Source organism: Tessaracoccus lacteus, from assembly GCF_029917005.1.
In the GTDB taxonomy this organism is placed as follows: domain Bacteria; phylum Actinomycetota; class Actinomycetes; order Propionibacteriales; family Propionibacteriaceae; genus Arachnia; species Arachnia lactea.
This window is the reverse complement of the sequence record NZ_CP123967.1, coordinates 1,816,465-1,841,326: the sequence shown is the minus strand read 5'-3', so window position 1 is coordinate 1,841,326 and position 24,862 is coordinate 1,816,465. Positions and strand designations below refer to the sequence as shown.

24 protein-coding genes are annotated in these 24,862 nt (G+C 69.6%); 19 read left to right on the top strand and 5 right to left on the bottom strand.

Features of this window, described 5'->3' with window-relative positions; genetic code table 11:
- Positions 1–13: 13 nt before the first annotated feature.
- Together QH948_RS08515 and QH948_RS08510 are read left to right on the top strand one after the other, a co-directional pair.
- A complete protein-coding gene (locus tag QH948_RS08515; protein WP_281144020.1) occupies positions 14–1,135 on the top strand; it encodes a D-alanine--D-alanine ligase family protein in 1,122 nt (373 codons plus the stop codon).
- Positions 1,135–2,052, top strand: a complete 918-nt coding sequence (locus QH948_RS08510) for a thiamine-phosphate kinase (RefSeq protein ID WP_281144019.1) — start codon at positions 1,135–1,137, stop codon at positions 2,050–2,052. Before QH948_RS08515 ends, QH948_RS08510 begins: the two co-directional genes overlap by 1 nt.
- Before the next feature lie 9 nt (positions 2,053–2,061).
- On the opposite strand, the gene QH948_RS08505 is transcribed toward QH948_RS08510, so the two are convergent.
- Entirely contained in the window at positions 2,062–2,295 is a 234-nt protein-coding gene (locus QH948_RS08505) for a hypothetical protein (RefSeq protein ID WP_281144018.1), read from the bottom strand.
- On the opposite strand from QH948_RS08505, the gene QH948_RS08500 reads away from it, so the two are divergent.
- The 5 genes from QH948_RS08500 (at position 2,294) to QH948_RS08480 (ending at position 7,622) form a co-directional block, all read left to right on the top strand.
- Positions 2,294–4,657: an FtsK/SpoIIIE family DNA translocase gene (locus QH948_RS08500; RefSeq protein ID WP_281144017.1), complete on the top strand. Its 2,364-nt coding sequence runs from the start codon at positions 2,294–2,296 to the stop codon at positions 4,655–4,657. The two genes, QH948_RS08505 and QH948_RS08500, sit on opposite strands and share 2 nt — an antisense overlap.
- Before the next feature lie 29 nt (positions 4,658–4,686).
- Positions 4,687–6,111 (top strand): 30S ribosomal protein S12 methylthiotransferase RimO, encoded by a 1,425-nt coding sequence (gene rimO, locus QH948_RS08495; protein ID WP_281144016.1) that lies wholly within the window; start codon positions 4,687–4,689, stop codon positions 6,109–6,111.
- The gene (gene pgsA, locus QH948_RS08490) at positions 6,108–6,698 is read left to right on the top strand and encodes a CDP-diacylglycerol--glycerol-3-phosphate 3-phosphatidyltransferase (protein ID WP_281144015.1); all 591 of its coding nucleotides are present in this window, start codon (positions 6,108–6,110) and stop codon (positions 6,696–6,698) included. The genes rimO and pgsA overlap by 4 nt, the downstream gene beginning before the upstream one ends.
- A 35-nt stretch (positions 6,699–6,733) precedes the next feature.
- Positions 6,734–7,216, top strand: coding sequence for a CinA family protein (locus tag QH948_RS08485; protein WP_281144014.1), 483 nt, complete (start codon positions 6,734–6,736; stop codon positions 7,214–7,216).
- 124 nt (positions 7,217–7,340) lie between these two features.
- Entirely contained in the window at positions 7,341–7,622 is a 282-nt protein-coding gene (locus QH948_RS08480; protein WP_281144013.1) for a helix-turn-helix domain-containing protein, read from the top strand.
- A 5-nt stretch (positions 7,623–7,627) separates the two neighbouring features.
- Here QH948_RS08480 and QH948_RS08475 read toward each other — a convergent pair whose 3' ends face one another.
- Positions 7,628–8,389 (bottom strand): DeoR/GlpR family DNA-binding transcription regulator, encoded by a 762-nt coding sequence (locus tag QH948_RS08475; protein WP_281146169.1) that lies wholly within the window; start codon positions 8,387–8,389, stop codon positions 7,628–7,630.
- 110 nt (positions 8,390–8,499) lie between these two features.
- Here QH948_RS08475 and QH948_RS08470 point away from each other — a divergent pair, with 110 nt between their 5' ends.
- The 4 genes from QH948_RS08470 (at position 8,500) to rny (ending at position 12,024) form a co-directional block, all read left to right on the top strand.
- Positions 8,500–8,694, top strand: coding sequence for a DUF3046 domain-containing protein (locus QH948_RS08470; protein ID WP_281144012.1), 195 nt, complete (start codon positions 8,500–8,502; stop codon positions 8,692–8,694).
- 160 nt (positions 8,695–8,854) lie between these two features.
- Complete coding sequence (gene recA, locus QH948_RS08465; RefSeq protein WP_281144011.1) at positions 8,855–9,898, top strand: recombinase RecA; 1,044 nt, start codon at positions 8,855–8,857, stop codon at positions 9,896–9,898.
- Complete coding sequence (locus QH948_RS08460; RefSeq protein WP_281144010.1) at positions 9,888–10,385, top strand: regulatory protein RecX; 498 nt, start codon at positions 9,888–9,890, stop codon at positions 10,383–10,385. The genes recA and QH948_RS08460 overlap by 11 nt, the downstream gene beginning before the upstream one ends.
- A 28-nt stretch (positions 10,386–10,413) precedes the next feature.
- On the top strand, positions 10,414–12,024 hold the full coding sequence (gene rny, locus QH948_RS08455) for a ribonuclease Y (RefSeq protein WP_281144009.1): 1,611 nt from the start codon (positions 10,414–10,416) through the stop codon (positions 12,022–12,024).
- A 20-nt stretch (positions 12,025–12,044) separates the two neighbouring features.
- Here rny and QH948_RS08450 read toward each other — a convergent pair whose 3' ends face one another.
- Positions 12,045–12,926 carry an aldose 1-epimerase family protein gene (locus QH948_RS08450; RefSeq protein WP_281144008.1) on the bottom strand — a complete coding sequence of 294 codons (882 nt, stop codon included), beginning with the start codon at positions 12,924–12,926 and terminating at the stop codon, positions 12,045–12,047.
- A gap of 71 nt (positions 12,927–12,997) precedes the next feature.
- Between QH948_RS08450 and miaB the strand changes: the two genes are divergently transcribed.
- Positions 12,998–14,467, top strand: a complete 1,470-nt coding sequence (miaB, locus tag QH948_RS08445) for a tRNA (N6-isopentenyl adenosine(37)-C2)-methylthiotransferase MiaB (protein ID WP_281144007.1) — start codon at positions 12,998–13,000, stop codon at positions 14,465–14,467.
- A gap of 1 nt (position 14,468) precedes the next feature.
- Here miaB and QH948_RS08440 read toward each other — a convergent pair whose 3' ends face one another.
- Entirely contained in the window at positions 14,469–14,651 is a 183-nt protein-coding gene (locus QH948_RS08440; RefSeq protein ID WP_281144006.1) for an antitoxin, read from the bottom strand.
- A gap of 81 nt (positions 14,652–14,732) precedes the next feature.
- Here QH948_RS08440 and miaA point away from each other — a divergent pair, with 81 nt between their 5' ends.
- The 4 genes from miaA (at position 14,733) to QH948_RS08420 (ending at position 19,935) form a co-directional block, all read left to right on the top strand.
- A complete protein-coding gene (gene miaA, locus QH948_RS08435) occupies positions 14,733–15,665 on the top strand; it encodes a tRNA (adenosine(37)-N6)-dimethylallyltransferase MiaA (protein ID WP_281144005.1) in 933 nt (310 codons plus the stop codon).
- 5 nt (positions 15,666–15,670) lie between these two features.
- A complete protein-coding gene (gene dapF / locus QH948_RS08430; protein ID WP_281144004.1) occupies positions 15,671–16,486 on the top strand; it encodes a diaminopimelate epimerase in 816 nt (271 codons plus the stop codon).
- A gap of 40 nt (positions 16,487–16,526) precedes the next feature.
- Positions 16,527–17,930, top strand: a complete 1,404-nt coding sequence (gene hflX / locus QH948_RS08425) for a GTPase HflX (protein ID WP_281144003.1) — start codon at positions 16,527–16,529, stop codon at positions 17,928–17,930.
- Between the two features lie 67 nt (positions 17,931–17,997).
- On the top strand, positions 17,998–19,935 hold the full coding sequence (locus tag QH948_RS08420; protein ID WP_281146168.1) for an ATP-dependent DNA helicase: 1,938 nt from the start codon (positions 17,998–18,000) through the stop codon (positions 19,933–19,935).
- A 3-nt stretch (positions 19,936–19,938) separates the two neighbouring features.
- Here QH948_RS08420 and lexA read toward each other — a convergent pair whose 3' ends face one another.
- The gene (gene lexA / locus QH948_RS08415) at positions 19,939–20,703 is read right to left on the bottom strand and encodes a transcriptional repressor LexA (protein ID WP_281144002.1); all 765 of its coding nucleotides are present in this window, start codon (positions 20,701–20,703) and stop codon (positions 19,939–19,941) included.
- Between the two features lie 210 nt (positions 20,704–20,913).
- On the opposite strand from lexA, the gene QH948_RS08410 reads away from it, so the two are divergent.
- The 3 genes from QH948_RS08410 to QH948_RS08400 all read left to right on the top strand — a co-directional run bounded on the left by QH948_RS08410 (position 20,914) and on the right by QH948_RS08400 (position 24,806).
- The gene (locus QH948_RS08410; protein ID WP_281144001.1) at positions 20,914–21,255 is read left to right on the top strand and encodes a hypothetical protein; all 342 of its coding nucleotides are present in this window, start codon (positions 20,914–20,916) and stop codon (positions 21,253–21,255) included.
- Positions 21,256–21,405: 150 nt separating this feature from the next.
- Complete coding sequence (nrdR, locus tag QH948_RS08405) at positions 21,406–21,915, top strand: transcriptional regulator NrdR (protein WP_281144000.1); 510 nt, start codon at positions 21,406–21,408, stop codon at positions 21,913–21,915.
- 53 nt (positions 21,916–21,968) lie between these two features.
- A complete protein-coding gene (locus QH948_RS08400) occupies positions 21,969–24,806 on the top strand; it encodes a vitamin B12-dependent ribonucleotide reductase (protein ID WP_281143999.1) in 2,838 nt (945 codons plus the stop codon).
- The last annotated feature ends 56 nt before the right edge of the window (positions 24,807–24,862 follow it).

Below are 24,862 nucleotides of genomic sequence, written 5' to 3'. Positions count from 1 at the left end.
CCTAGGAGGACCCGTGACGGACCGGACCCACGTAGCGCTGATCTTCGGAGGGCAGTCGTCGGAGCACGGCATCTCCTGCCTGACCGCAGCCTCGGTGCTCGGCGCGCTGGACCCGGAACGCTTCGACGTCGTCGGCGTGGGCATCTCCAGGACCGGCAAGTGGACCCAGGTCCCGCTGGAGACCATCCGCAGCTACCGCATCGTGGACGGCGTCGCTCCCGAGGTCGCCGAGCCCGAACACGTCGCCGTGTGGATGGTGGGGGAGGACGGCTGCCAGGTCGCGACCCGCGACACCAGCGAGCACCTCGCCGACATCCACGACGTGGACGTCGCCTTCGCGCTGCTGCACGGGCCCTTCGGGGAGGACGGCACCATCCAGGGCATGTTCGAGATGATGGGCATCCGCTACGTCGGCAGTGGCGTCACCTCGTCGGCCATCGGGATGGACAAGCACTTCATGAAGGTCGCCTTCGAGGCGGCTGGACTGCCGGTGTGGCCGTACGTCGTCGCCACCGCGCACCGGCTGCGGCACCACCGCGACCAGGTGCACGCCGAGGTCGCCGAAAGGCTGACCTACCCGCTGTTCGTCAAGCCCGCCCGCGGCGGCTCGTCCATCGGCATCAGCCGCGTCACCGACCCGGGCGAGCTCGACCAGGCCATCGTCGAGGCGCAGAAGTTCGACCCGAAGGTCGTCATCGAGCAGGGCTTCACCGGCGCCCGCGAACTGGAGTGCGCCGTGCTCGGCGACCCCGACTCGCTCGACGGGTGCCACGCCTCGGTCATCGGCGAGATCCGGGTGAAGGCCGACGACGGCTTCTACGATTACGAGGCCAAGTACTTCGACGATGACGGCGCCGCGCTCGACGCGCCCGCCGACATCACGCCGGAACTCACCGCCACGCTGCAGGAGCTGGCGAAGCGGTCCTTCCTCGCAGTCGACGCCGAGGGCCTCGTGCGCGCCGACTTCTTCGTGACCCCCGAGGGCGACGCGTTCATCAACGAGGTCAACACCATGCCGGGCTTCACGCAGATCTCCATGTGGCCGACGCTGTGGCAGGTCTCCGGCCACACGTACCCGGAGCTCGTCGGGCGCCTGGTGCAGCTCGCGCTCGACCGCCCCGTCGGCCTGCGCTGATGCACGAGTTCGAGCTGATCTCCTCCATCACCTCCGATGTGATTGTCGGCGACGACGTGACGCTCGGCATCGGCGACGACGCAGCCGCGCTGCGCCTGACGGGGGACACGGTCGTGACGACCGACATCCTCGTGGAGGGCGTGCACTTCAAGCGCCAGTGGTCGCCCGCCCGCTCGGTCGGCCGGAAGGCCGTCGCGGTCAACGTCTCCGACATCGAGGCCATGGGCGCCAGGCCCAGCGCCATCGTCGTGGCGCTCGCCTTCCCGAAGGGCCTTGACCAGGCATGGGTCGCCGAGTTCGAGGCGGGCGTCAAGGAGGAGTGCGCCCGCGCAGGTGTGAGCCTCGTCGGCGGCGACCTGAGCAGCTCGCCGACGGTCACCGTCTGCGTCACCGCCATCGGCGACCTCGAAGGACGCCTCCCCGTGACCCGCTCCGGCGCCCGCGTCGGGCATGTCGTCGCCGTGACGGGCAACCTCGGCTGGGCCGGAGCCGGCCTCGTGACCCTGCAGCGGGGCTTCGCGTCGCCGAAGGAACCGGTCGCGGAGCAGCTCACCCCGAGCGTGCCGTACGGCCAGGGCGTTATCGCGTCCGACCGCGGCGCCACCTCGATGCTCGACATCTCCGACGGGCTGCTGGGCGACCTCGGGCACATCTGCGAGCGCAGCGGCGTCGGCATCGACATCGACACCTCGCTCATCGAGATCCCCGATCCCGTGGCCCGCGTGGCGGCCGCCACGGGCAGGAACGCACTGGCCTTCGTGCTGGCCGGAGGCGAGGACCACGCGCTGGCCGCCACCTTCCCGACCGAGGTGCTGCCCGAGGGATGGCGCAGAGTCGGCGTCGTCGTCAGCGGCGACGCGGTCAGCGTCGACGGACACCCGTGGGACGGCGCGGCCGGCTGGGATCACTTCGCCTGACGGCTCTGCCTACTGGGGCGCGCGGCCGCTCTGGTTTACGCTGTGGACCATGGCGTCCCGCGGTACTTCCTCCCCAGCGCGGAACACCAGCACCAAGACCCGCTCATCGGGCGCGTCCGGAGCTGCTCGTTCCACGACCAAGAAAACGACCTCCAGGTCCTCGTCGTCCACCAGGGCCTCGTCGACCGCGAAGACGAAGCGCCAGCCCGCGGCGAAGTCATCCCAGGGCTCCGGCTTCGGCATGAGCATCCTGCGTGGCATCGGCAAGGCCTTCTCCGGCCTCGCGGCGGGCGTCGGCTGGATCGCGCGCAGCTTCGGCGGCGCGGCGAAGGACGTCGACCCCAAGCTCCGCCGCGACGGCTGGGGTCTCCTACTGCTGAGCATCGGCATCGTGATGGCGGCACGCTTCTGGTTCGCGCTGCCCGGGCCGGTCGGCGAGTTCCTCGACCTGACCATCAGCACCGTCTTCGGGTCGCTGTCTCCCGTCGTGCCCGCCGTGCTGCTCTACGGTGCATGGCGCGTGCTGCGGCACCCGCGCGACGTTGAGGCCGCCCCCCGTACAGGGCTCGGCTGGCTGCTGATCACCTTCGGTGTCCTCGGCCTCGTGCACATCTCCCGCGGCCTGCCACTGCCCGCCGACATGGACGCAGTGCGGCAGGCCGGAGGCGTGATCGGCTACGTCGCCTCCAGCATCCTGACCGACCTCCTGACCGTCTGGGTCAGCGTCCCGATTCTCGTCATCGTGACGCTGTTCGGCATCCTGGTCGTCATCGGCCGCCCCCTGCACGAGATCGTCGCCGGCCTCGGGCGGGTCTTCGGGGCCCTCGTCGAGTCCGACAAGGACGGCAAGGAGGACGGCGAGAAGCTGAAGTACGGCGTCGACGTCCCCTACGACACCCCGCTGATCGAGGAGAAGAAGCCCGAACCGGAGCTCGGGCCGGTGAGCACCTTCCTCGACGACGAGGCAGACCACTTCTTCAACATCGACGAGGAGGACGACCGCACGCTGCGGCCCGCCCCGAAGCCCACCGCCAAGGTGGAGCCTGCGCCGAAGACGGAGCCCGTCGCGCCGAAGCCGCTCGACCCGCCGCAGCACACGCCCGCCCCCGCCGGGGCCCAGCAGCTGCAGCTCAGCGGAGACATCGCCTACCTGCTGCCCGACGACCAGACACTCTCCCCGGGCACGAAGCCCAAGACGCGCACCGAGGCCTCCGACAAGGTCGTGCGCCAGCTGGCCTCCGTCCTGACGGAGTTCGAGATCGACGCGAGGGTCACCGGCTACACGCGCGGCCCGACGGTCACGCGCTACGAGGTCGAGCTCGGCTCGGCCATCAAGGTCTCCAAGGTCACCGGGCTTGCGGACAACATCGCCTATGCCGTCGGCTCCAACGAGATCCGCATCCTGACCCCGATCCCCGGCAAGTCCGCCATCGGCATCGAGATCCCGAACCTCGACAAGGAGGTCGTCTCACTGGGCGACGTGCTGCGCTCGGCGGCGGCGAAGAACGACCACCACCCCATGACCATGGGGCTGGGCAAGGACGTCGAGGGCGGCTTCGTGCTCGCGAACATGGCGAAGATGCCGCACCTTCTCGTGGCGGGCGCTACCGGCTCCGGTAAGTCGAGCTTCGTGAACTCGCTCATCACGTCGATCATGATGCGCGCCACGCCCGATGAGGTGCGCATGCTGCTGGTCGACCCCAAGCGGGTCGAGCTCAACCAGTACGAGGGCATCCCGCACCTGGTCACGCCCATCATCACGAACCCGAAGAAGGCGGCCGAGGCGCTCGCCTGGGTCGTGCGCGAGATGGACATGCGCTACGACGACCTGGCGTTCTACGGCTTCCGGCACGTCGACGACTTCAACAAGGCCGTGCGCGCGGGCCAGGTCAAGGCGCCGGAGGGGTCCGAGCGGGTGCTCTCGCCGTACCCCTACCTGCTGGTGGTCGTCGATGAGCTTGCCGACCTCATGATGGTCGCGCCGCGCGACGTGGAGGAGTCCATCGTCCGCATCACGCAGCTGGCGCGCGCCGCAGGCATCCACCTCGTGCTCGCGACGCAGCGACCTTCCACCGATGTCGTGACCGGCCTGATCAAGGCCAACGTGCCCTCCCGGCTGGCCTTCGCCACCTCGTCGATGACCGACTCCCGGGTCATCCTCGACCAGCCGGGTGCCGAGAAGCTCGTGGGCAAGGGCGACGGCCTCTTCCTCCCGATGGGCGCCTCCAAGCCGGTCCGCGTTCAGGGAGCCTGGGTCAACGAACACGAGATCCGCGACGTCGTCGAGTTCATCACCGGCCAGCTGCAGCCCAACTACCGGGAGGACGTCACTGCGGGGGCGGGAGCCGAGAAGAAGGTCGTCGACGACATCGGCGACGACCTCGAACTCGTGCTGGACGCCTGCCGGCTCGTCGTCGAGCTCCAGCTGGGATCGACCTCCATGCTGCAGCGCAAGCTGCGCGTCGGCTTCGCGAAGGCCGGCAGGCTCATGGACATCCTCGAATCCAGGGGAGTGGTCGGACCGTCCGAGGGCTCGAAGGCCCGCGACGTCCTGGTCAAGCCCGAGGACCTCGACGACGTCCTGGCAAGCCTGGCTGCGGGCTGACGACCGGCGGGGCGGATAATGGACGGGATATGACTCAGCACCTCGTCCACATCGCCTCCCTCGGCTGCGCCCGCAACGACGTCGACTCCGAGGAACTCGCCGCCCGTCTCGAACTCGGCGGGTTCACCCTCACCGACGACCCGGCCACCGCCGAGACCGTCGTCGTCAACACGTGCGGGTTCGTCGAGCAGGCCAAGAAGGACTCCATCGACACTCTGCTCGCCGCCGCCGACCTCAAGGACGGCGGCACCGTCCGCTCGGTCGTCGCGGTGGGCTGCATGGCGGAGCGGTACGGCGTGCAGCTGGCCGAAGAGCTGCCGGAGGCCGACGCCGTGCTCGGCTTCGACGACTACGCCGACATCGCCGACCGCCTCAAGGGGATCCTCGACGGGGACCGCCACATCTCGCACGTGCCGCGCGACCGCCGCACGCTCCTGCCGCTGACCCCCATGGCCCGACAGGCGGCCGCCGAGCGCCTCGCGACCCCCGGCCACCGCCACGAGCCGCTGCCCGCCGGTCTGGCCCCGGCAACCGGACCCCGCGCGCTGCGCCGTCGGCTGTCCGGCGGACCATCGGCCAACCTCAAGATCGCCTCGGGCTGTGACCGCCGCTGCGCCTTCTGCGCCATCCCCGCGTTTCGCGGCTCCTACCTCTCCCGCCCGATCGACGAGCTCGTCGCCGAGGCCCAGTGGCTCGCGGAGCAGGGCGTCAGGGAGCTGTTCCTCGTCTCCGAGAACACGTCGTCCTACGGCAAGGACCTGGGGCCGGACATCCGGCTCGAGGCGCTGCTGCCTGAGCTGTCGCTGGTCGACGGGATCGACTGGATCCGCGTCAGCTACCTGCAGCCCGCAGAGATCCGCCCCTCCATGCTGGACGCCATGCTGGGCACCGAGAAGGTCGTGCCGTACTTCGACCTCAGCTTCCAGCACGCGTCCCCGACCGTGCTGCGCTCCATGCGTCGGTTCGGCGACGCGGACAGCTTCCTCTCGCTGATCTCGACCATCCGCGACGCAGCGCCCGCCGCCGGCATCCGGAGCAATGTCATCGCAGGGTTCCCCGGGGAGACCGCGCGCGACGTCGAGATCCTGCGCGACTTCATCGTCGAGGCGAACCTCGACGTGATGGGCGTGTTCGGCTACTCAGACGAGGAGGGCACCGAGGGCGTCAGGCTGCCTGGCCACCTCGAGCCTGCCGAGGTGGAGGAGCGCCGCGCGATGCTGGCCGATCTGGCCATCGAGGTCTGCGAGGCGCGCGCGGCCGACCGCATCGGCGAGGAGATCGTCGTGCTGGTCGAGTCGGACGAGGACGGCGAATCGGTCGGCCGAGGTGCCCACCAGGCCCCGGAGACCGACGGATCCACGACCCTCTCCGGGGTCGCCGGTAGGGTGGGGGAGTTGGTCCGCGCCGTCGTCGTCGACGCGGCAGGAATCGATCTCATCGCGGAGGCGCAGTGACTCAGAACCAGGACATGCCCGTCAGCAACTGGAATGTTCCCAACGTCCTCACGGTGATCCGGATCATCCTGGTCCCGGTCTACATCGTGGTGCTGTTCATGGGTCCGCATGAGCTCTCGTGGCGGCTCGCCGCGACCGCGGTCTTCACGGTCGCGATGCTGACGGACCTGGCCGACGGCCACATCGCCCGCAAGTACAACCTGGTCACGGACTTCGGCAAGCTCTGGGACCCGTTCGCGGACAAGGCCCTGACCGGGGCCGCGTTCATCTGCCTGAGCATCCTGCAGGAGCTTCCCTGGTGGATCACGATCATCATCCTCGTGCGCGAGTGGGGCATCACCTGGGTGCGGGCCGCCATCAAGAAGTACGGCGTGGTGATGGCGGCCAACAAGGGCGGCAAGGCCAAGACCGTCACGCAGACCATCGCGCTGATCCTGTTCAACATCGGCCTGGTGTTCCTGCCCGGCCCGGTCCAGGTGATCGCCTGGATCCTGATGCTGGCTGCGCTGATCCTCACGGTTGTCACGGGCATCGACTACCTGCGCGCCGCCCGGAAGGTTCGCCGCGACGCCCACAGCGCCGCCTGAACCGCCCCATCCCTACCGAGCTGAGAAGAGGAATCATGTCGCTGGCCGAAGATGTGATCGCGAAGATGAAGGGTCGCTCGGTGACGCTGGCGACGTGCGAGTCCATCACGGGGGGCGGGCTCGGCGCCGAACTGACGTCGGTGCCCGGCGCGTCCGCCGTGTTCATGGGGGCGCTGGTCACCTACGCCCGCGAGCTGAAGAACACCCTGGCCGGCGTGGACCAGGACCTCATCGATCACGAGGGCGTCGTCAACGAGTTGACCGCCATCCAGATGGCGATCGGCGCGCAGACCCGGTGTGACGCCGACTGGGCTGTCGCCACCACGGGCGTCGCCGGGCCGACGCTCCAGGACGGGGTCGAGGTCGGCACGGTGTGGTTCGCCGTCGTCGGGCCGAAGATGGGCATGTCGCAGGGGCCGCAGTTCACCGAGGTCAAGCACTTCGAGGGGGACCGCAACGAGATCCGCGGGCAGGCGATCGAGCACGCGCTCGAGATGCTGCTGCGCATCCTTGACTGACCCCGCCCAGGGTGTCCAGGGAAGGCCTGATATTCTTTTTCGCTTTCCGGGAACAAACCCGCAACCCTTATGGTTACACCGTGTGAGGCGCGCAGATCGCGTGCCGAGAACAGGTGGTAGGACCGTGAAGACGATTCTGATTCGCAAGGTGATGGGTGAGACGCTCCGGGAGCACCGGATGGCCGCGGGCATGACCCTGCGCGAGGTCTCCCTGGCCAGCATGGTCTCGCTCGGTTACCTCTCCGAGATCGAGCGCGGCCACAAGGAGGCCTCCAGCGAGGTCCTCTTCTCCATCGCGACCGCCCTCGGCCTGTCGCTGTCCGACCTGATGAGCGCCATCAGCACCAAGCTCGCGGTCCTCGAGGCCGAGCGCGCGCCCCGCGGCCGCATGGTCGTGGCAGCCTGAGCCAGTCAGTCCTCCGCGGGTAGCTGCACGACCCGCACCTCGAGCCCTGTGACGCGCAACTGATCCAGTTGCGCGTCACTTGCGCCCGAGTCCGTCACGAGAACCTGCACCTGCGAGAGATCGGCCATCTTGGCCAGCATGGCGTGTCCGATCTTCGACGAGTCGCAGGCCACGATCACCCGCTGCGCCCGCTCGATGAGCGCAAGGTTCGTGCGGGCCTCCACCTCGTCGTGAGTGGTGAGCCCGGCATCGACCGACAGCCCGTCGGCGCCGACGATGGCCGTGCCGATGTTGACCAGTTTCAGCGTCTGCTCCGCGAGCGAGCCGACCAGTTCCAGCGAACTGCGGCGCAGCACCCCGCCCACCATCAGCACGCGCGCCATGCCGAGGTCGGCCGCCTCCAGCCCGATCGTCAGTGAGTTCGTGATGATCGTCAGATCCCCCCGGTTCCTCAGCTGACGCATGACCTCGGCGGCGGTCGTGCCGCCGGTCAGGCCGATCGCATGTCTCCCGGCGGGGATCATGGCGGCCACCCCGCGTGCGATGTACTGCTTGGCCAGCTGGTTGTGCCCGTCGCGCAGATGGACCGGCAGTTCTCCTCCGCGCTTGCCGGGCCGTGCCCCCCCGTGCGTGCGCTCGAGCAGCCCCTGTGCCGCGAGGAGGGCGACATCGCGTCGGATCGTCGCGGCGGAGGCGCCGAACTCGGCGGCCAGGTCAGACAGCGGCACCTGGCCCCGCTCGCGGAGCACGCTCAGCAGAGCGACCATTCGCTCACTTCGCTTCTGGGTGGACACAGCCGGGTTGACCATATGGACAATCTAGCCGTGCGGCGCGCAGCGTCGGGATGCGGGTGGTCGGACGGGGTACGGTTGGCCGGGTGCGTGAGGTTGAGCTGTGGCAGCGGATGGACCAGGTGCTGCCCGCTGGGTACGCGGCCACCTGGGCAGAGCACGTCGTGCTCGAGGAACTGGGCAGCCGAACGGTCCACGACGCGCTGCGTGCGGGAGTCGCCTGCAAGCGGATCTGGCGGGCCGTGTGGAAGCAGCTGGAACTGCCGGATTCGCTGCGCTGACGCCCAGCGTGTCGTTCGTCATTCGAACGGATGTTCGCTACGGTTTAGGGGTAGTTCTCCACAGGTGTCGGCGCGCCGACAAAACTGTCGGTGGGGCTTCCTACAGTGAACACTGACCGAGACCACCTGGCGCCAGTGCCAGTCGAGGAGAGGAAATCCGATGGCCGTTGCGGACCGGAACAAGGCGCTCGAGGCAGCGCTTGCCCAGATCGAGAAGGCCCATGGCAAGGGCTCCATCATGAGGCTGGGAGAGGACAACCGCCAGCCCATTGACGTCATTCCCACCGGCTCCGTCGCGCTGGACGTGGCCCTGGGGATCGGCGGGTTGCCCCGTGGCCGCATCGTGGAGATCTACGGACCCGAGTCCAGCGGCAAGACGACGGTGGCGCTGCACGCGATCGCCAACGCCCAGGCCGGGGGAGGCATCTGCGCGTTCATCGACGCCGAGCATGCGCTGGACCCCGACTACGCGCAGAAGCTGGGCGTCAACACCGACGAGCTGCTCGTCTCGCAGCCGGACAACGGCGAGCAGGCCCTCGAGATCGCCGACACGCTGGTGCGCTCCGGCGCCCTTGCCCTGATCGTGATCGACTCGGTCGCCGCGCTCACGCCCCGCGCCGAGATCGAGGGCGAGATGGGCGACAGCCACGTCGGCCTGCAGGCCCGCCTGATGAGCCAGGCCCTGCGCAAGATGACCGGCGGCCTCAAGAACGCCAACACCACCGCCATCTTCATCAACCAGCTGCGCGAGAAGATCGGCGTCATGTTCGGCAACCCCGAGACCACCTCGGGCGGGCGCGCGCTGAAGTTCTACTCGTCCGTGCGCCTCGACGTGCGCCGCATCGAGACCCTGAAGGACGGCTCCGAGATGGTGGGTAACCGCACCCGCGTCAAGGTCGTCAAGAACAAGGTCGCCCCGCCCTTCAAGCAGGCGGAGTTCGACATCATCTACGGCGAGGGCATCTCCCGCGAGGGCAGCCTGATCGACATGGGCGTGGATGCCGGCCTCGTCCGCAAGGCGGGTGCCTGGTTCACGTACGGCACCGACCAGCTCGGCCAGGGCAAGGAGAACGCACGCAACTTCCTCCGCAACAACCCCGACGTCGCCGAGGAGCTCGAGAAGCGCATCCGCCTGCACCTGGGCGTCGACAAGGAGGACGTCCCCGAGGGTGTGAACCCGGAGACCGGCGAAGTTGACTTCTGAGGATCAGGAGCCGCGGGAGCGTCAGCTCGAGGTCGCGCGCACGATCGCGCTCGACCTGCTGACGGCCCGGCAGCGTTCGATCAAGGAGCTGCGTGACGCCATGGCCAAGCGCAACGTCCCCGCCGATGTGGCCGACGAGGTCCTCGAGCGGTTCGGCGAGGTCGGGCTGGTCGACGACTCCGCCTTCGCCGCCTCGCTGGTGGCCTCGCGGTCGCGCTACAGCCAGCGCGGCCGCGCCCGGATCCGTCAGGAGCTGCAGGCCAAGGGGGTGGACCGCGACATCGCGGCCGACGCCCTGGAATCGTTGGACCCGGGCGAGGAGCTGGAGTCCGCGCGGGCCGTGGCGGCCAAGCGCGCCAGGTCACTGGCAGGGCTGGAGCCCCATGTGGCCCGCCGCCGCCTGGCCGGCGTCCTGGCCCGACGCGGTTTCCCGTCAGATGTCGTGACCCGGGTCCTCGGCGAGGTACTGGGTTCGGATGTCGATTGAGTTGGACACGGGAGGACAATAGGCTTTCATGGTGCCCTGGCTTGGATGGTTGACCGCTGCGATCCTGACGATCGTGGTCGTCGTCCTCGCCGTGCTGCTGTGGCGGCGCGCCGCGCAGGCCGCGGCGGAGCGCGAGAGCTGGGAGCGTCGCTCCACGGCCGACCTCGCATCGGTGAAGGAGTCCGCCAGGGCGGCGGCGGAGACGCTGCGGGAGGACGCGGAGCGCGTGCTGAACCAGTCCCGAGAGCGGCTGCAGGAGGAACGGGAGGACCTGACCCGGCGACGCGCGGAACTGGACTCGTCGATCTCGACCCAGCGCGCAGAGCTGCGCGAGGAGCGAGCCAGCCAGGAGCGCCGAGAGGCGCGGCTGCACGAGCGTGAGGACCGGCTCGCCGCCGACCTTGAGGGTCTCGATGTACGCGTCCAGAGGCTCGATGAGAGGCGCGCCGAGGTCCGCGAGCAGGAGGCCCGCTCCGCGGCGACCCGCGAAGAAACCTACCGTGAGCTGGAACGGGTCGCGGGGCTCAGCCACGAGGACGCCCGCGCCGAGGTGATCGGTGAGGCCGAACGCCAGGCCAGGCTGTCCGCAGCGCAGATCGCCCGCGACATCGAGTCCGGCGCGAAGCGCGACGCCGACAAGAAGGCCCGCAACATCGTCGTCACGGCCATCCAGCGCGTCGCCTCCGAGCAGACCAACGAGTCGGTCGTCAGCACGGTGCAGCTGCCGAGCGACGAGATGAAGGGCCGCATCATCGGCCGCGAGGGCCGTAACATCCGCGCCTTCGAACAGATCACGGGCGTCAACATCCTCATCGACGACACGCCCGAGTCTGTCCTGCTGAGCAGCTTCGACCCTGTCCGCCGCGAGATCGCGCGCCTCACCCTGGTCGACCTCGTCGCCGACGGGCGCATCCACCCGGTGCGCATCGAGGAGGTCTACGAGCGCAGCGAGCGCCGGATCAACGAGCGGATCGACAGGGCGGCGGAGGACGCGCTCATCGAGGTGGGCATCACGGACCTCGACCCGGACCTGATCCCCATCCTGGGGTCGCTGGCCTACCGGACCTCCTACGGACAGAACGTGCTGCGCCACCTCGTGGAGTCCGCCCACCTGGCCGGCGTGATGGCCGCCGAGCTGGGCCTGGACGTGGCCATCTGCAAGCGCGCCGCCTTCCTGCACGACATCGGCAAGGCCCTCACACACGAGGTCGAGGGCCCGCATGCCCTGATCGGCGCGGAACTGCTGCGACGCCACGGCGAGAGCGAGGACGTGGTGCACGCCGTCGAGGCGCACCACAACGAAGTGGAGCCCCACACGGTAGAGGCGGTCCTCACGCAGGCGGCCGACGCCATCTCGGGGTCCCGCCCCGGCGCCCGGCGGGAGTCGCTGGAGGCGTACGTGGAGCGGATGGAGACGCTGGAGCACCTCGCGACCGCGCACGACGGTGTGCAGCGCGCCTACGCCATGCAGGCGGGGCGCGAGGTGCGGGTGATGGTGAACCCCGAGGCCGTGGACGACCTCGGGGCACAGGCGCTCGCCCGTGACATTGCGCGCGAGGTGGAGGAGAACCTCAGCTATCCCGGACAGATCCGCATCACGGTGGTGCGGGAGTCAAGGGCGACGCAGACGGCCCACTGACCGCCCGCGTCGCGTCGCGGTCAGCCGACGATGATGCCCCAGGAGCAGGACGTCGTCTCGCCCGGCTCCAGCACGATGACCCCGTCATGCGTCGGGCCCTCGTTGAAGGCGTCCGGCCCGCAGGTCATCGGCTCGATCGCGATGGCCTGGCGCGACGGATCGGTGTAGATCTGCCCCCAGTCCTGCGTTCCGTCGGCCCAGAACTCCACCGTCCGGTCGGCGGTCTCCAGCTTGACGGACCAGGCGCCCTCGACGCCGGCGAAGGCGGTGTCCAGCTCGGTGTCGCCGATCACGCGCCCGCCGCGGAAGTCGCACCTCTCGCTGACGGGGGCCAGCTCGATGGGGAGCAGCCGCACGGGGTCGACGATCAGTTCCCTGGAGAACGTGTGCGTCAGCTTCGCCGTCGCGAGATCGGCCTTGACGTAGGGGTGGGCGCCGTAGCCGTAGGGGGCGCGGGTGCCTCCGATGTTGGTCGTTGTGACCGTCACGATGAGGCCGTCCTCGCGGTCGAGCCGATGCCCGATCTCGACCTCCAGTACCGCGTTCCACCCGGCCTGGGCGAAGATCACTCCGGCGAGCACCACCTCGTCGTCCGAGCGCTTCACGAGCCGCCAGCCGACCCCGTCGCCGAGGCCGTGCAGCGCCGTGTTGCGCGGCACCTCGGTGATGGGCAGCTGGTAGTCCACGCCGTCGAAGCTGTAGCGGCCGTCGCGGATGCGGTTCGGCCACGGGACGAGCTGACGGCCCCGCGACCCGAACGGTGCCTGGTCCTCGGCGAAGGTGGAGAGCACCTCGTCGCCGTCGATGGTGAGGCTGCGCAGCGTGGCGCCCACCTCGGTGACCACGGCGCCGAAACGGCCTGCGGCGATGGAGTACTGGAGCCCGGTGGGGAGAGTCGTCATGCAGCCGATCCTAACGGCCGGTCAGGGGCGCGCTTGGAGGGGGGATCGGAGCCGATTAGCATGGTCGGGCTATGACGAATCCCCGCACGTACCACGTCATCACCTACGGGTGCCAGATGAACGTCCACGACTCCGAACGCATCAGCGGCCTCCTCGAGGAGGCCGGCCTCGAGCGCGTCGCACCCGGCAACGACGCGCTGGGCGCCGGCGCGGACGTCGTGGTCTTCAACACGTGCGCTGTGCGGGAGAACGCCGACAACCGCCTCTACGGCAACCTCGGCCACATGGCCAGCATCAAGGCGACCCATCCGGGCCTCCAGATCGCCGTCGGCGGCTGCATGGCCCAGAAGGACCGCGACACCATCATCGGCAAGGCGCCGTGGGTCGACGTGGTGTTCGGCACGCACAACGTCGGCGCGCTGCCGCGGCTGCTGGAGCGCGCGCGGATCGAGCGCGAGGCGCAGGTCGAGATCGCCGAGGCGCTCGAGACCTTCCCCAGTAACCTGCCGAGCCGCCGCGAGTCGCCCTACTCCGCCTGGGTCAGCGTCAGCGTCGGCTGCAACAACACGTGCACCTTCTGCATCGTGCCCGCGCTGCGCGGCAAGGAGACGGACCGACGGCCCGGCGACATCCTGCAGGAGATCGGGATGCTGGTCGACCAGGGCGTGCAGGAGATCACGCTGCTCGGCCAGAACGTCAACGCCTACGGCGTGGAGTTTGGCGACCGACAGGCGTTCGCGAAGCTGCTGCGCGCCTGCGGGAGGATCGACGGCCTCGAGCGGGTGCGGTTCACCTCTCCGCATCCCAAGGACTTCACCGACGACGTCATCGCGGCCATGGCCGAGACGCCCAACGTCATGCCGCAGCTGCACATGCCGCTGCAGTCCGGCTCCGACCAGGTGCTGAAGAACATGCGCCGCTCGTACCGGTCGCAGAAGTTCCTCGGGATCCTCGAGCGCGTCCGCACCGCCATGCCCGACGCGGCCATCACCACCGACATCATCGTCGGCTTCCCCGGCGAGACCGAGGAGGACTTCCAGGCGACCCTGGACGTCGTACGCGAGTCCCGCTTCTCGGCCGCCTTCACGTTCCAGTACTCCATCCGGCCTGGCACCCCGGCCGCGACCATGCCCGATCAGGTGCCGAAGCAGGTCGTCCAGGAGCGCTACGACCGCCTGATCGACCTCGTGGGGGAGCTGTCGTACGAGGAGAACCGGAGGCTCGAGGGCCGCGACGTCGAGGTGATGTTCGCGACCGGCGAGGGGCGCAAGGACTCGGAGACCCGACGCATGAGCGGCCGCGCCCGCGACAACCGTCTCGTGCATGTCGCGGTGCCCGCCGAGCCGGAGCTCAGGCCCCGGCCCGGCGACATCGCGACGGTCACGGTGACCCACGCCGCGCCGCACCACCTGAACTCCGACTCCGGGTTCCGGGACCTGCACCGCACCCGCGGCGGGGACGCGTGGGAGGCCGCGACGTCCGCGCCTGCCGCGCCCACGGGCGTCGGCCTCGGCATGCCGGGCGTCGGCCAGCCCCGCTAGCTCAGGGCTTGTCGCCCGTCAGCTTGTCCAGCTGGTCTTTGGCGGCCTGTTGGGCCTGGTCGACCCGTTCGGCGTACTTGCCGCCGGTCTTCTCGTCGACGAAATCGCCCGTCTTCTCGATGCCCTCCTCGATCTTGTCCTCGTGCTGCTTGGCCAGGTCGCCGATCTTGTCGAAGATCCCCATGGTGCTCTCGCTCCTTCGCATCTGCTGGTGAGGGGCACCATCATGCCGGGCCAGGGAGTCGTCGCTGGCAGACTGGGACCCGTGAGAACTCCCCTGATCGTCCTCGTCGGGCCCACGGCGACCGGCAAGTCCGCGCTGGCCGTCGACGTGGCCCTCGAACTCGGACGCCGTGGCCGGCGGGCGGAGGTCGTCAACGCCGATTCGATGCTCGTCTACCGGGGCATGGACATCGGCACGGCCAAGCCGACCCTCGAGGAGCGTCGGGGAGTGCCGCATCACCTGATCGACATCCTGGACGTGACGCAGCTCGCGTCGGTGGCGGACTTCCAGACGCTCGCCCGCGACACGATCTCCGCCCTGCGCGCCGACGACGTGGTGCCGATCCTCGTCGGCGGGTCAGCGCTCTACACGCGCGCGATCACGGACCACTTCGATTTCCCGGGTTCGGACCCCGAGGTGCGCTCCCGCCTCGAGGATGAGTTGGACCGCGTCGGGGCCCCCGCGCTGCACGCGCGACTCGCCGAGCTGGCGCCGGACTCCGCAGCCCAGATCGAGCCCGGGAACGGACGCCGAACAGTGCGGGCCCTGGAGGTGCTCGAGCTGACCGGCGGCCACCGACCCACCGTCCCCGACTGGACCTACGAGCTGGACGACGTGCATACCTTCGGCCTGGCCCTTGAACGGGCCGAGCTGGACCGCAGGATCGAGGCGCGCGTCGAGCAGATGTTCGCCGACGGCCTCGTCGACGAGGTGCGAGGCCTGCTGGAGCGCGGCCTGCGCGACGGCACCACCGCCGTGCGCGCCATCGGCTACCGCCAGGTCGTCGACCTGCTCGACGGCGAGCTGACCCACCAGGAGGCCGTCGTGCGGATCCAGGCGCTGACCCGGCGCTTCTTCCGCAAACAGCTTGGCTGGTACCGCCGGGATCCCCGCATCCAGTGGCTGGACGCCGGCGATCCCGGCAACGTCGAGGTGGTGGCCGCCGTCGTAGACTCGGAAACCGAGACGAGGTGACTTCCATGCGCAGATACAGCTTCCACAAGGGTCACGGCACCGAGAACGACTTCATCATCCTCGACGACTCCTACGGGCTGCATGACATGCAGCCGGAGCTCATCTCGCACCTGTGCGACCGGCACGCGGGCGTCGGGGCCGACGGCGTCCTGCGCGTCATCCGCGCCGGCCAGATCGGCTGCTGGGACGGCGATCCGCAGCTGTGGTTCATGGACTACTACAACGCCGACGGCTCGATCGCCGAGATGTGCGGCAACGGGCTGAGGGTCTTCGCGCGGCACCTGATCAACGAGCAACTCGTGACCAGCGGGTCCTTCGACGTCGCGACCCGCGCAGGGGTCAAGCACGTCGAGATCGGTCACCAGGGCCTGATCAGCGTCGGCCTCGGCCGCGTGACGCTCCTCGACGACCCCGTCCGGGTGTCCGTGGACGGTCGCACCTGGGACGCCCGGAAGGTCGACGTGGGGAACCCGCACGCGGTCGCCTTCGTCGACGACGACGTCCTCGACGATCTCCCGCTGTACACGGCGCCCACCTGGGGGCCGGCCTCGGCCTTCCCCGACGGCGTCAACGTCGAGTTCGTGCACGTCGACGGGCCGGGCCGGCTCGACATGCGGGTCTTCGAGCGCGGTGTCGGCGAGACCAGGAGCTGCGGCACCGGGGTCGTGGCGTCGGCCGCCGCCTACCGGGCCGCCAGCGGGCACGACGGCACCGTCCGGGTGCACGTTCCCGGGGGCGACCTCGAGGTCACCTTCGACGGTGACGAGGCCACCCTCACCGGCCCCGCCGTGATCATCGGCCGTGGAGAACTCTGGCTCTGAGCTTTGACAGGTCGGTGCTGCCTGGGAGAATGGGCGGATCATGACTCATGACCCCGATGTGCACGTCGACACAGACGTTGAAGAAGAGCAGCTCGATCTCGAGGCCCGTCACTCGCTGAAGCGCGTGGACGGCCTGCGGACCGAGCTCGAGGACGTCACCGAGGTCGAGTACCGCCAGCTGCGCCTGGAACGCGTCGTGCTGGTCAGCGTGTGGACCAGCGGGACGCAGGAGGACGCCGACAACGCGATGGCGGAGCTGAAGCTGCTCGCCGAGACCGCGGGCTCCGAGGTGCTCGACGCCCTCGTCCAGCGCCGCAGCCACCCCGACCCCGCCACCTACGTCGGCCGCGGCAAGGTCGAGGAGGTCGCCGAGGTCGTGCACGCCACGGGAGCCGACACGGTGATCTGCGACGGCGAGCTCGAGCCCGCCCAGCTGAGGAACCTCGAGGACCGGATCAAGGTCAAGGTGGTCGACCGCACCGCGCTGATCCTCGACATCTTCGCCCAGCACGCCAAGAGCGCCGAGGGCAAGGCCCAGGTCGAGCTGGCGCAGCTGCAGTACCTCAAGCAGCGGCTCCGCGGCTGGGGCGGCAACCTGTCCAGGCAGGCGGGCGGCCGAGCCGCCGGCGGCGCGGGCATCGGCGGCCGTGGGCCCGGCGAGACGAAGATCGAGACGGACCGTCGACGCATCGGGTCGCGCATCGCGATCCTGCGGCGGCGCCTGCGCGCCATGGACGCGACCCGCGAGGGCAAGCGTGCCGAGCGCCACCGCAATCAGGTGCCGTCGGTCGCGATCGTGGGGTACACCAACGCGGGCAAGTCGTCGCTGCTGAACCGGCTCACCGGAGCCGGGGTGCTGGTGGAGAACGCGCTCTTCGCGACCCTGGACCCGACGACCCGGCGCACGGAGACCGCGGACGGCCGCATCTACACGCTGACCGACACCGTCGGCTTCGTCCGCCACCTGCCGCACGACCTGGTCGAGGCGTTCCGCTCGACGCTGGAGGAGTCGGCCATGGCCGACCTGCTGGTGCACGTGGTCGACGCCTCCGACCCCGACCCGGCCGGCCAGATCGCGGCCGTCCGGACCGTCCTGACGGAGATCGGCGCCTCCAGCGTCCCCGAGTTGCTCGTACTCAACAAGGCGGACCTGGCCGACGAGGGGACACTGCTCGCGCTGCGTGGCGCCTTCCCGGGCGCGCTGATCGTGTCGGCGCAGACGGGCGAGGGCATCGACGCGCTGTCCGCGGAGATCGACGAGCGGCTGCCCCGCCCGGAGGTCGAGCTGCGCGTCCTGCTCCCCTACGACCGTGGCGACCTGGTGGACCGCATCCACAGGACGGCGCGGATCATCTCCCTAGAGCACACCGGCGAGGGCACCGAGATCCACGCCCGAGTCCGCCCCGACCTCGCCGACGAGCTTGCCCCCTACCGACGTGACTGACCCCGGCGCGATCCTCGCGGCCGCCGTCGGCACCATCGGGGGACAGGCACGCCCCGGGCAGCAGCTGATGGCCGACGCGGTGGCCGAGGCCATCGGGGACGGCACCCACCTCCTTGTGCAGGCGGGCACGGGCACGGGCAAGTCGCTGGGCTACCTCGCCCCGGCGCTCGCCCGGATCATCGACTCGGGCGACCGTGACCGCGTCGTGGTCGCCACCGCGACGCTGGCGCTGCAGGCGCAGCTCGCCACCAAGGACATCCCCACGGCTCTCGACGCCGCCGAGGCCGTCACGGGGAAGAGGCCGAAGGCCGCCATCCTCAAGGGCCGCACCAACTACGCGTGCCTCTACAAGGTGCGCGGCGGTGGCCCGCTCGAGCAGGACTCGCTGCTCGGTGCCGAGTCCCTGGTCGAGGCCGCGGCCGCCGGCAAGGGCGACGACGTCGGACGGTTCGGCGCCGAGGTGCTCGCCCTGCGCGAATGGGTCGAGGAGGAGGCCCAGCGAGAGGGGCTCGCCGACCGCGACGACGCCCCGTCCCACACGGCCAGGGGCTGGGCACAGGTCTCGATCCCGACCCGCGAATGTCTGGGAGTGGCCAGCTGCCCCTTCGGCAACGAGTGCTTCGTCGAACGTTCCCGCGAGCAGGCCCGGGACGCCAGCCTCGTCATCACCAACCACGCGCTGCTCGCGATCAACGCCATGCACGGCGGCACCGTGCTGCCCGAGCACGCCGCGCTGATCGTCGACGAGGCGCACGAGCTCGTCAGCCGCATCACCACGGCCGCCACCGACGAGCTGACGCCCGGCCTGGTCGAGCGGACGGCGCGCCGCTGCCTGACCTGGCTCGACGACGACCTCGGCGCCGACTTCCTGACCCAGGCCGACGACGTCCGCGAGGCCCTCGACGAGTCGGAGGCCGGCCGGGTGACGGCCACGTCCGCGCCGCTTGTGCGCGCCGCCGAGGCGCTGCGCGACGTCGCCCGCAGGGTTGTCAGCGCGCTCGGGAAGGGCGACGGCGACAAGAGTGCCCCCGACCCCGACCGGCAGCAGGCCGCCTCCGCAGCCCAGGAGGTCTTCGACGTCGCCGAACGCATCGCCAAGCTGGCCGACGTGGACGTCGTGTGGGTCTCCCACTCCGAGATCGTGGGGGCCGCCGCGTATGTCGCGCCGCTGAACGTCGCCGGGCTCCTGCGTGAGCAGGTGTTCGCCGAGACGCCGACGGTGCTGACGTCCGCCACCCTGTCGCTGGGCGGGTCCTTCGAGCCCGCTGCCGCGAGCGTCGGACTGAGGGCCGCGGACCGCGTGGCGGCCGGGGCCGAGGCGCCCGACCCGCTCGCCTGGCGGGGTCTGGACGTCGGCTCGCCGTTCGACTACCGGCGCCAGGGCATCCTGTACGTCGCGAAGAAGGGCCCCGAGCCCGGCCGCGACGGGCTGCGGGAGGAGACGCTGCGGGAGATCGCCCAGCTCATGTGGGCCGCCGGCGGGCGCACGCTCGGGCTGTTCGCGTCGCGGCGTGCGGCCGAGCAGGCCGCCGAGTGGTGCCGCCTTGAGCTGCCGGACCTGACGATCCTGTGCCAGGGCGACGCGCAGCTCTCGGAGCTGACCGCGCGCTTCGCGGCGGAGCAGGACACGAGCCTGTTCGGCACCATGTCCCTGTGGCAGGGGGTCGACGTGCCGGGGGAGACCTGCCAGCTCGTCATCATCGACAAGATCCCGTTCCCTCGCCCCGACGACCCGCTGATGCAGGCCAGGAAGAGGGCGGTCGACGACGCGGGCGGCAACGGCTTCATGTCGGTCGCCGCGACGCACGCCGCCCTGCTGCTCGCGCAGGGCGCAGGCCGCCTGATCCGACGCTCGACAGACCGGGGCGTCGTCGCGGTGTTGGATCCGCGGCTGGTCACCAAGCGCTACGGGTCGTTTCTGAAGTCGTCCCTGCCCGACTTCTGGCTGACCACCGACGGCGACGTCGCCGTCCAGGCTCTGCGCAGGCTCCGCGGCGAGGAGTAGCGCTCAGAGTCGGCGCATGACGGCGACGACCTTGCCCATGATGCTGGCGTGCGTGCCGTCGATGGGGGAGTAGTCGGGGTTGTGCGGCAGCAGCCACACGTGCCCGTCTTTGCGCTGGAACGTCTTGACGGTGGCCTCGTCGTCGAGAAGGGCCGCGACGATGTCGCCGTTGACCGCATCGCTCTGCTGGCGCACCACGACCCAGTCCCCGTCGCAGATCGCGGCGTCGATCATCGAGTCGCCCCGCACCTCGAGCATGAAGATCGTGCCCTCACCGACCAGCTGCTTCGGCAGCGCGAAGACATCCTCGATCTCCTGCTCGGCGAGGATCGGCCCGCCGGCGGCGATGCGGCCGACCAGCGGCGTGGGGACCGACGGGGCCGTCGAGTCGTAGGACTGCTCCGGCGTCAGGGCCGCTCCCAGCCCCGGGCCGGGCGCCTCGACGCCTGCCTCGTCGTCGGGCAGCTTCACCACCATCGCGCGGGGGCGGTTGGGGTCGCGACGCAGGAAGCCCTTGTCCTCGAGGACCTTCAGCTGGTGGCTGACGGACGAGGTCGACGCCATGCCCGCGCGCTTGGCGATCTCGCGGATGCTCGGCGGGTAGCCGACGGCCTCGATGGATTCGCGGATGACGCGCAGGATCGCGACCTGGCGCATGGTCAGCCCGTGTCGGTTCTCCGGGCCGTCTGGGAGCTCGGAGATGTCTCCGAGCTGCGTCCTCAGCTGGGCGTTGGTCGGGCGTCCTCGGCGGGGGTTCGTGTCAGCCATGTACAGATGCTAGCGCCGCTCGGAACAGGTGTTCGATAAGACGCGCCGTGTCGTCGGATCAGAAACTGTCGGTCGGCCCTGTTTGAGTGATCCGTGTCGCACCCGCGACACGCCGGAGAAGAAACTTCGAACGACTGTTCCAATGTGGCCTTCGGCGGGCTATAGTGTGATTCGAACAAACGTTCTAGGCTTCACGAAGGGAGAGGTCCCATGACCGCTTCGACCACCACCTCGTTCACGGTTGTCGGCACCGGTGACCGTCGCCGCGTCGTCACCCCTGCCGGCCGGCCCGACCTCCGCCTGCCCCGCGCCCACGCGCCGCGCCCCATCGCCCCCGGTCGCGTCGGCTCCGTGTCCTCCTGTGTTGCGGCCCGTGTCGAGGTGCCCGTCCCGTCGACCCTGTGGCTGAAGATCAAGGTGGCCGCCGTCGGCGTGCTGGCCATTGCCGGCGTGGCCGCCTCGGCGTCCTCGTTCATCGCCATGGCCCAGTCTGATCCGGTCACCGGGTACGTCGCCGGAGACCCCGCCTGGGCGCACGTCACGCAGCCTTGACCGAGGGTGCGCGCGGCGTGTCGGCGGTTGTCCCGGCGCCCGCGTCGGCGTAGGATCACAACATCTAGTGGCTGTGACGCGCTTTGACACCATAACTTGTGTTATTTCGTCAAGTGTGCTCGCCCGTGACCTACGACGACTGGACCGCACATGCACTGCCCGTTCTGCCGGCACGCCGACACCAAGGTGTCGGACTCCCGTGCCACCGAGGATGGCTCGGCCATCCGTCGGCGGCGGATGTGCCCCGCGTGCGAGCGTAAGTTCACCACGGTCGAGCAGATCGTGCTGACGGTCGTCAAGCGGTCGGGGGTCGTCGAGCCGTTCAGCAGGGACAAGGTCATCGGCGGCGTGTCGAAGGCGTGCAAGGGCAGGCCGGTGTCGGCGGCCCAGCTCGCCTCTCTCGCGCAGCGGGTGGAGGAGTCGCTGAGGGCCTCCGGGCAGGCCGAGATCCCGGCCGAGAGCATCGGGGTGGCCATCCTCGGTCCGCTCGAGGAACTCGATGCCGTCGCCTATCTCCGCTTCGCCAGCGTCTACCGCAACTACGAGTCGGTCGACGACTTCCAGCGCGAGATCGACGCCATCCGGCTCGGCCAGGACGAGGCCCAGCCGCGGCGGGAGGCCACGCCTCCCGCGCTCGCGCAGGACCCGCTCATCAGCTGAGCGCCTGCCCAACCAGCAACAGATCAACGAGTTTCGACACCAAGGGGTACATCATGACCGCGACCGCAGCGCGCTCCAACCGCCGCAAGTCCGACAACGGGTCCACGGGGCTCACGATCTCGCGCGTCTTCACCACGAAGGGGGTGCACCCCTACGACGAGGTGGAGTGGGAGCGCCGCGACGTGGTGCAGACGAACTGGAAGACCGGTGAGACGGTCTTCGAGCAGAAGGGCGTGGAGTTCCCGTCCTTCTGGAGCGTCAACGCCTCCACGATAGTCACGACCAAGTACTTCCGCGGTGCGCTGGGCACCGAGCAGCGCGAGGACTCGCTGAAGACGCTGATCGACCGCGTCGTGCAGACCTACACGAAGGCGGGCGTCGAGTACGGGTACTTCGGCACCGACGCAGACGCGGAGATCTTCGAGCACGAGCTCACGTGGATGCTGCTCAACCAGTACTTCTCGTTCAACTCCCCGGTCTGGTTCAACGTCGGCACGCCCGCCCCGCAGCAGGTGAGCGCCTGCTTCATCCTGTCGGTCGACGACTCAATGGACTCCATCCTCAACTGGTACAAGGAGGAGGGCTTCATCTTCAAGGGCGGCTCCGGCGCCGGCCTGAACCTGTCGCGGATCCGCTCGTCCAAGGAGCTGCTGAGCTCGGGCGGCAACGCGTCCGGGCCCGTCTCCTTCATGCGGGGCGCCGACGCCTCGGCCGGCACCATCAAGTCCGGCGGCGCCACGCGCCGCGCCGCGAAGATGGTCGTCCTGGACGTCGACCACCCCGACATCGAGGAGTTCGTCGAGACCAAGGCGCGCGAGGAGGACAAGATCCGCGCGCTGCGTGACGCCGGCTTCGACATGGATCTCGGCGGCCGCGACATCACGAGCGTCCAGTACCAGAACGCCAACAACTCGGTGCGGGTCAGCGACGAGTTCATGAACGCAGTCGTCGACGGCGCCGGGTTCGGCCTGCGCTCCCGCATGGACGGCTCCGTCATCGAGGAGGTGGACGCGCGCAACCTCTTCCACAAGATCGCTAAGGCCGCCTGGGAGTGCGCCGACCCCGGCATCCAGTACGACGACACCATCAACGCGTGGCACACCAACCCCGCCACCGGCCGGATCACGGCATCGAACCCCTGCTCCGAGTACATGAGCCTCGATAACTCGTCGTGCAACCTCGCGTCCCTGAACCTGCTGAAGTTCCTGGGCGACGACGGCGCGTTCGACGCCGAGCTGTTCGTCAAGGCCGTCGAGCTCATCATCACCGCGATGGACATCTCGATCTGCTTCGCGGACTTCCCGACCGAGTCGATCGGCGAGACCACGCGTAACTTCCGCCAGCTCGGCATCGGCTACGCCAACCTCGGCGCCCTGCTGATGGCGATGGGCAAGGGATACGACTCCGAGGGGGGCCGTTCGACGGCCGCCGCGATCACCTCGATCATGACCGGCGCCTCGTACCGCCGCAGCGCCGAGCTCGCCGACGTCGTGGGCCCCTACAACGGCTACGCCGCCAACGCGGAGGGGCACCAGCGCGTGATGCGCAAGCATCAGGCCGCCAACGACGACCTGCGCGTCCTGGCCGACGACCGCACCCTGCACGCGGTCGCCACCCGCGAGTGGGACAAGGTGGTCACCCTCGGGGCGAAGAGCGGCTTCCGCAACGCCCAGGCATCCGTGCTCGCCCCCACCGGCACCATCGGATTCATGATGGACTGCGACACCACCGGCATCGAGCCGGACTTCTCGCTGGTCAAGTTCAAGAAGCTCGTCGGCGGCGGGTCGATGCAGATCGTCAACCAGACCATCCCGCGGGCGCTCAAGCGCCTCGGCTACAAGTCCGAGGACGTCGACGCCATCGTCGAGTTCATCTCGGAGCACGGGCACGTCGTCGGTGCTCCCGGCCTGGCCGCGGAGCACTACGAGGTCTTCGACACCGCCATGGGCCAGCGGGCCATCCGCCCGATGGGCCACGTGCGCATGATGGCCGCCGTGCAGCCGTTCCTCTCCGGCGCCATCTCGAAGACGGTCAACCTGCCGGAGAACGCCACCGTCGAGGACATCGAGAACGTCTACCTCGAGGGCTGGAAGCTCGGCCTCAAGGCGCTTGCCGTCTACCGCGACAACTGCAAGGTCGGCCAGCCGCTGTCCGACGGCAAGAAGAAGACCGACGGCAAGGGCGAGGCCGAGGTCGTGGAGAAGATCGTCGAGAAGATCGTTTACCGCCCCAAGCGTGAGCGTCTCCCGAAGTCCCGCTCCGGCCGCACGACCAGCTTCTCCGTCAGCGGGGCCGAGGGTTACATGACGTCGGGCGCGTACGCCGACGGCCGCCTCGGCGAGGTGTTCCTCAAGCTCGGCAAGCAGGGCTCCACGCTCGCCGGCGTTATGGACGCCTTCTCCATCGCGGTGTCGATCGGCCTGCAGTACGGCGTGCCGCTCGAGTCCTTCGTGCAGAAGTTCACGAACCTGAAGTTCGAGCCCGCCGGCATGACCGACGATCCCGACATCCGCATCGCGCAGTCCTTCATGGACTACATCTTCCGTCGCCTGGCCCTCGACTACCTGAGCTTCGATGACCGGGCCGAGCTCGGCATCTACACGGCCGCCGAGCGCGCCCGCTACGTCGAGACCGGGTCCTACCTCTCGGAGGAGGACGAGGCCGAGCTGCCCGAGGCGGAGCAGCTCCGCAACGACGCCGGCGACGACTTCAACGTCGACGGCGCCCGCCAGCCCTCCCTGCTCGACGCGCACACCACGGCCGAGCTGATGGAGGCCATGGGCGTGGCCGAGGTCGACGCCCCGCTGTGCATGACCTGCGGCACCAAGATGCGCCCCTCCGGCTCCTGCTATGTCTGCGAAGGCTGCGGCTCGACCTCCGGCTGCAGCTGATCCTGGCCCGACCCGGACGGCGCCCGACCTCCCGAGGTCGGGCGCCGTCGCCCGTC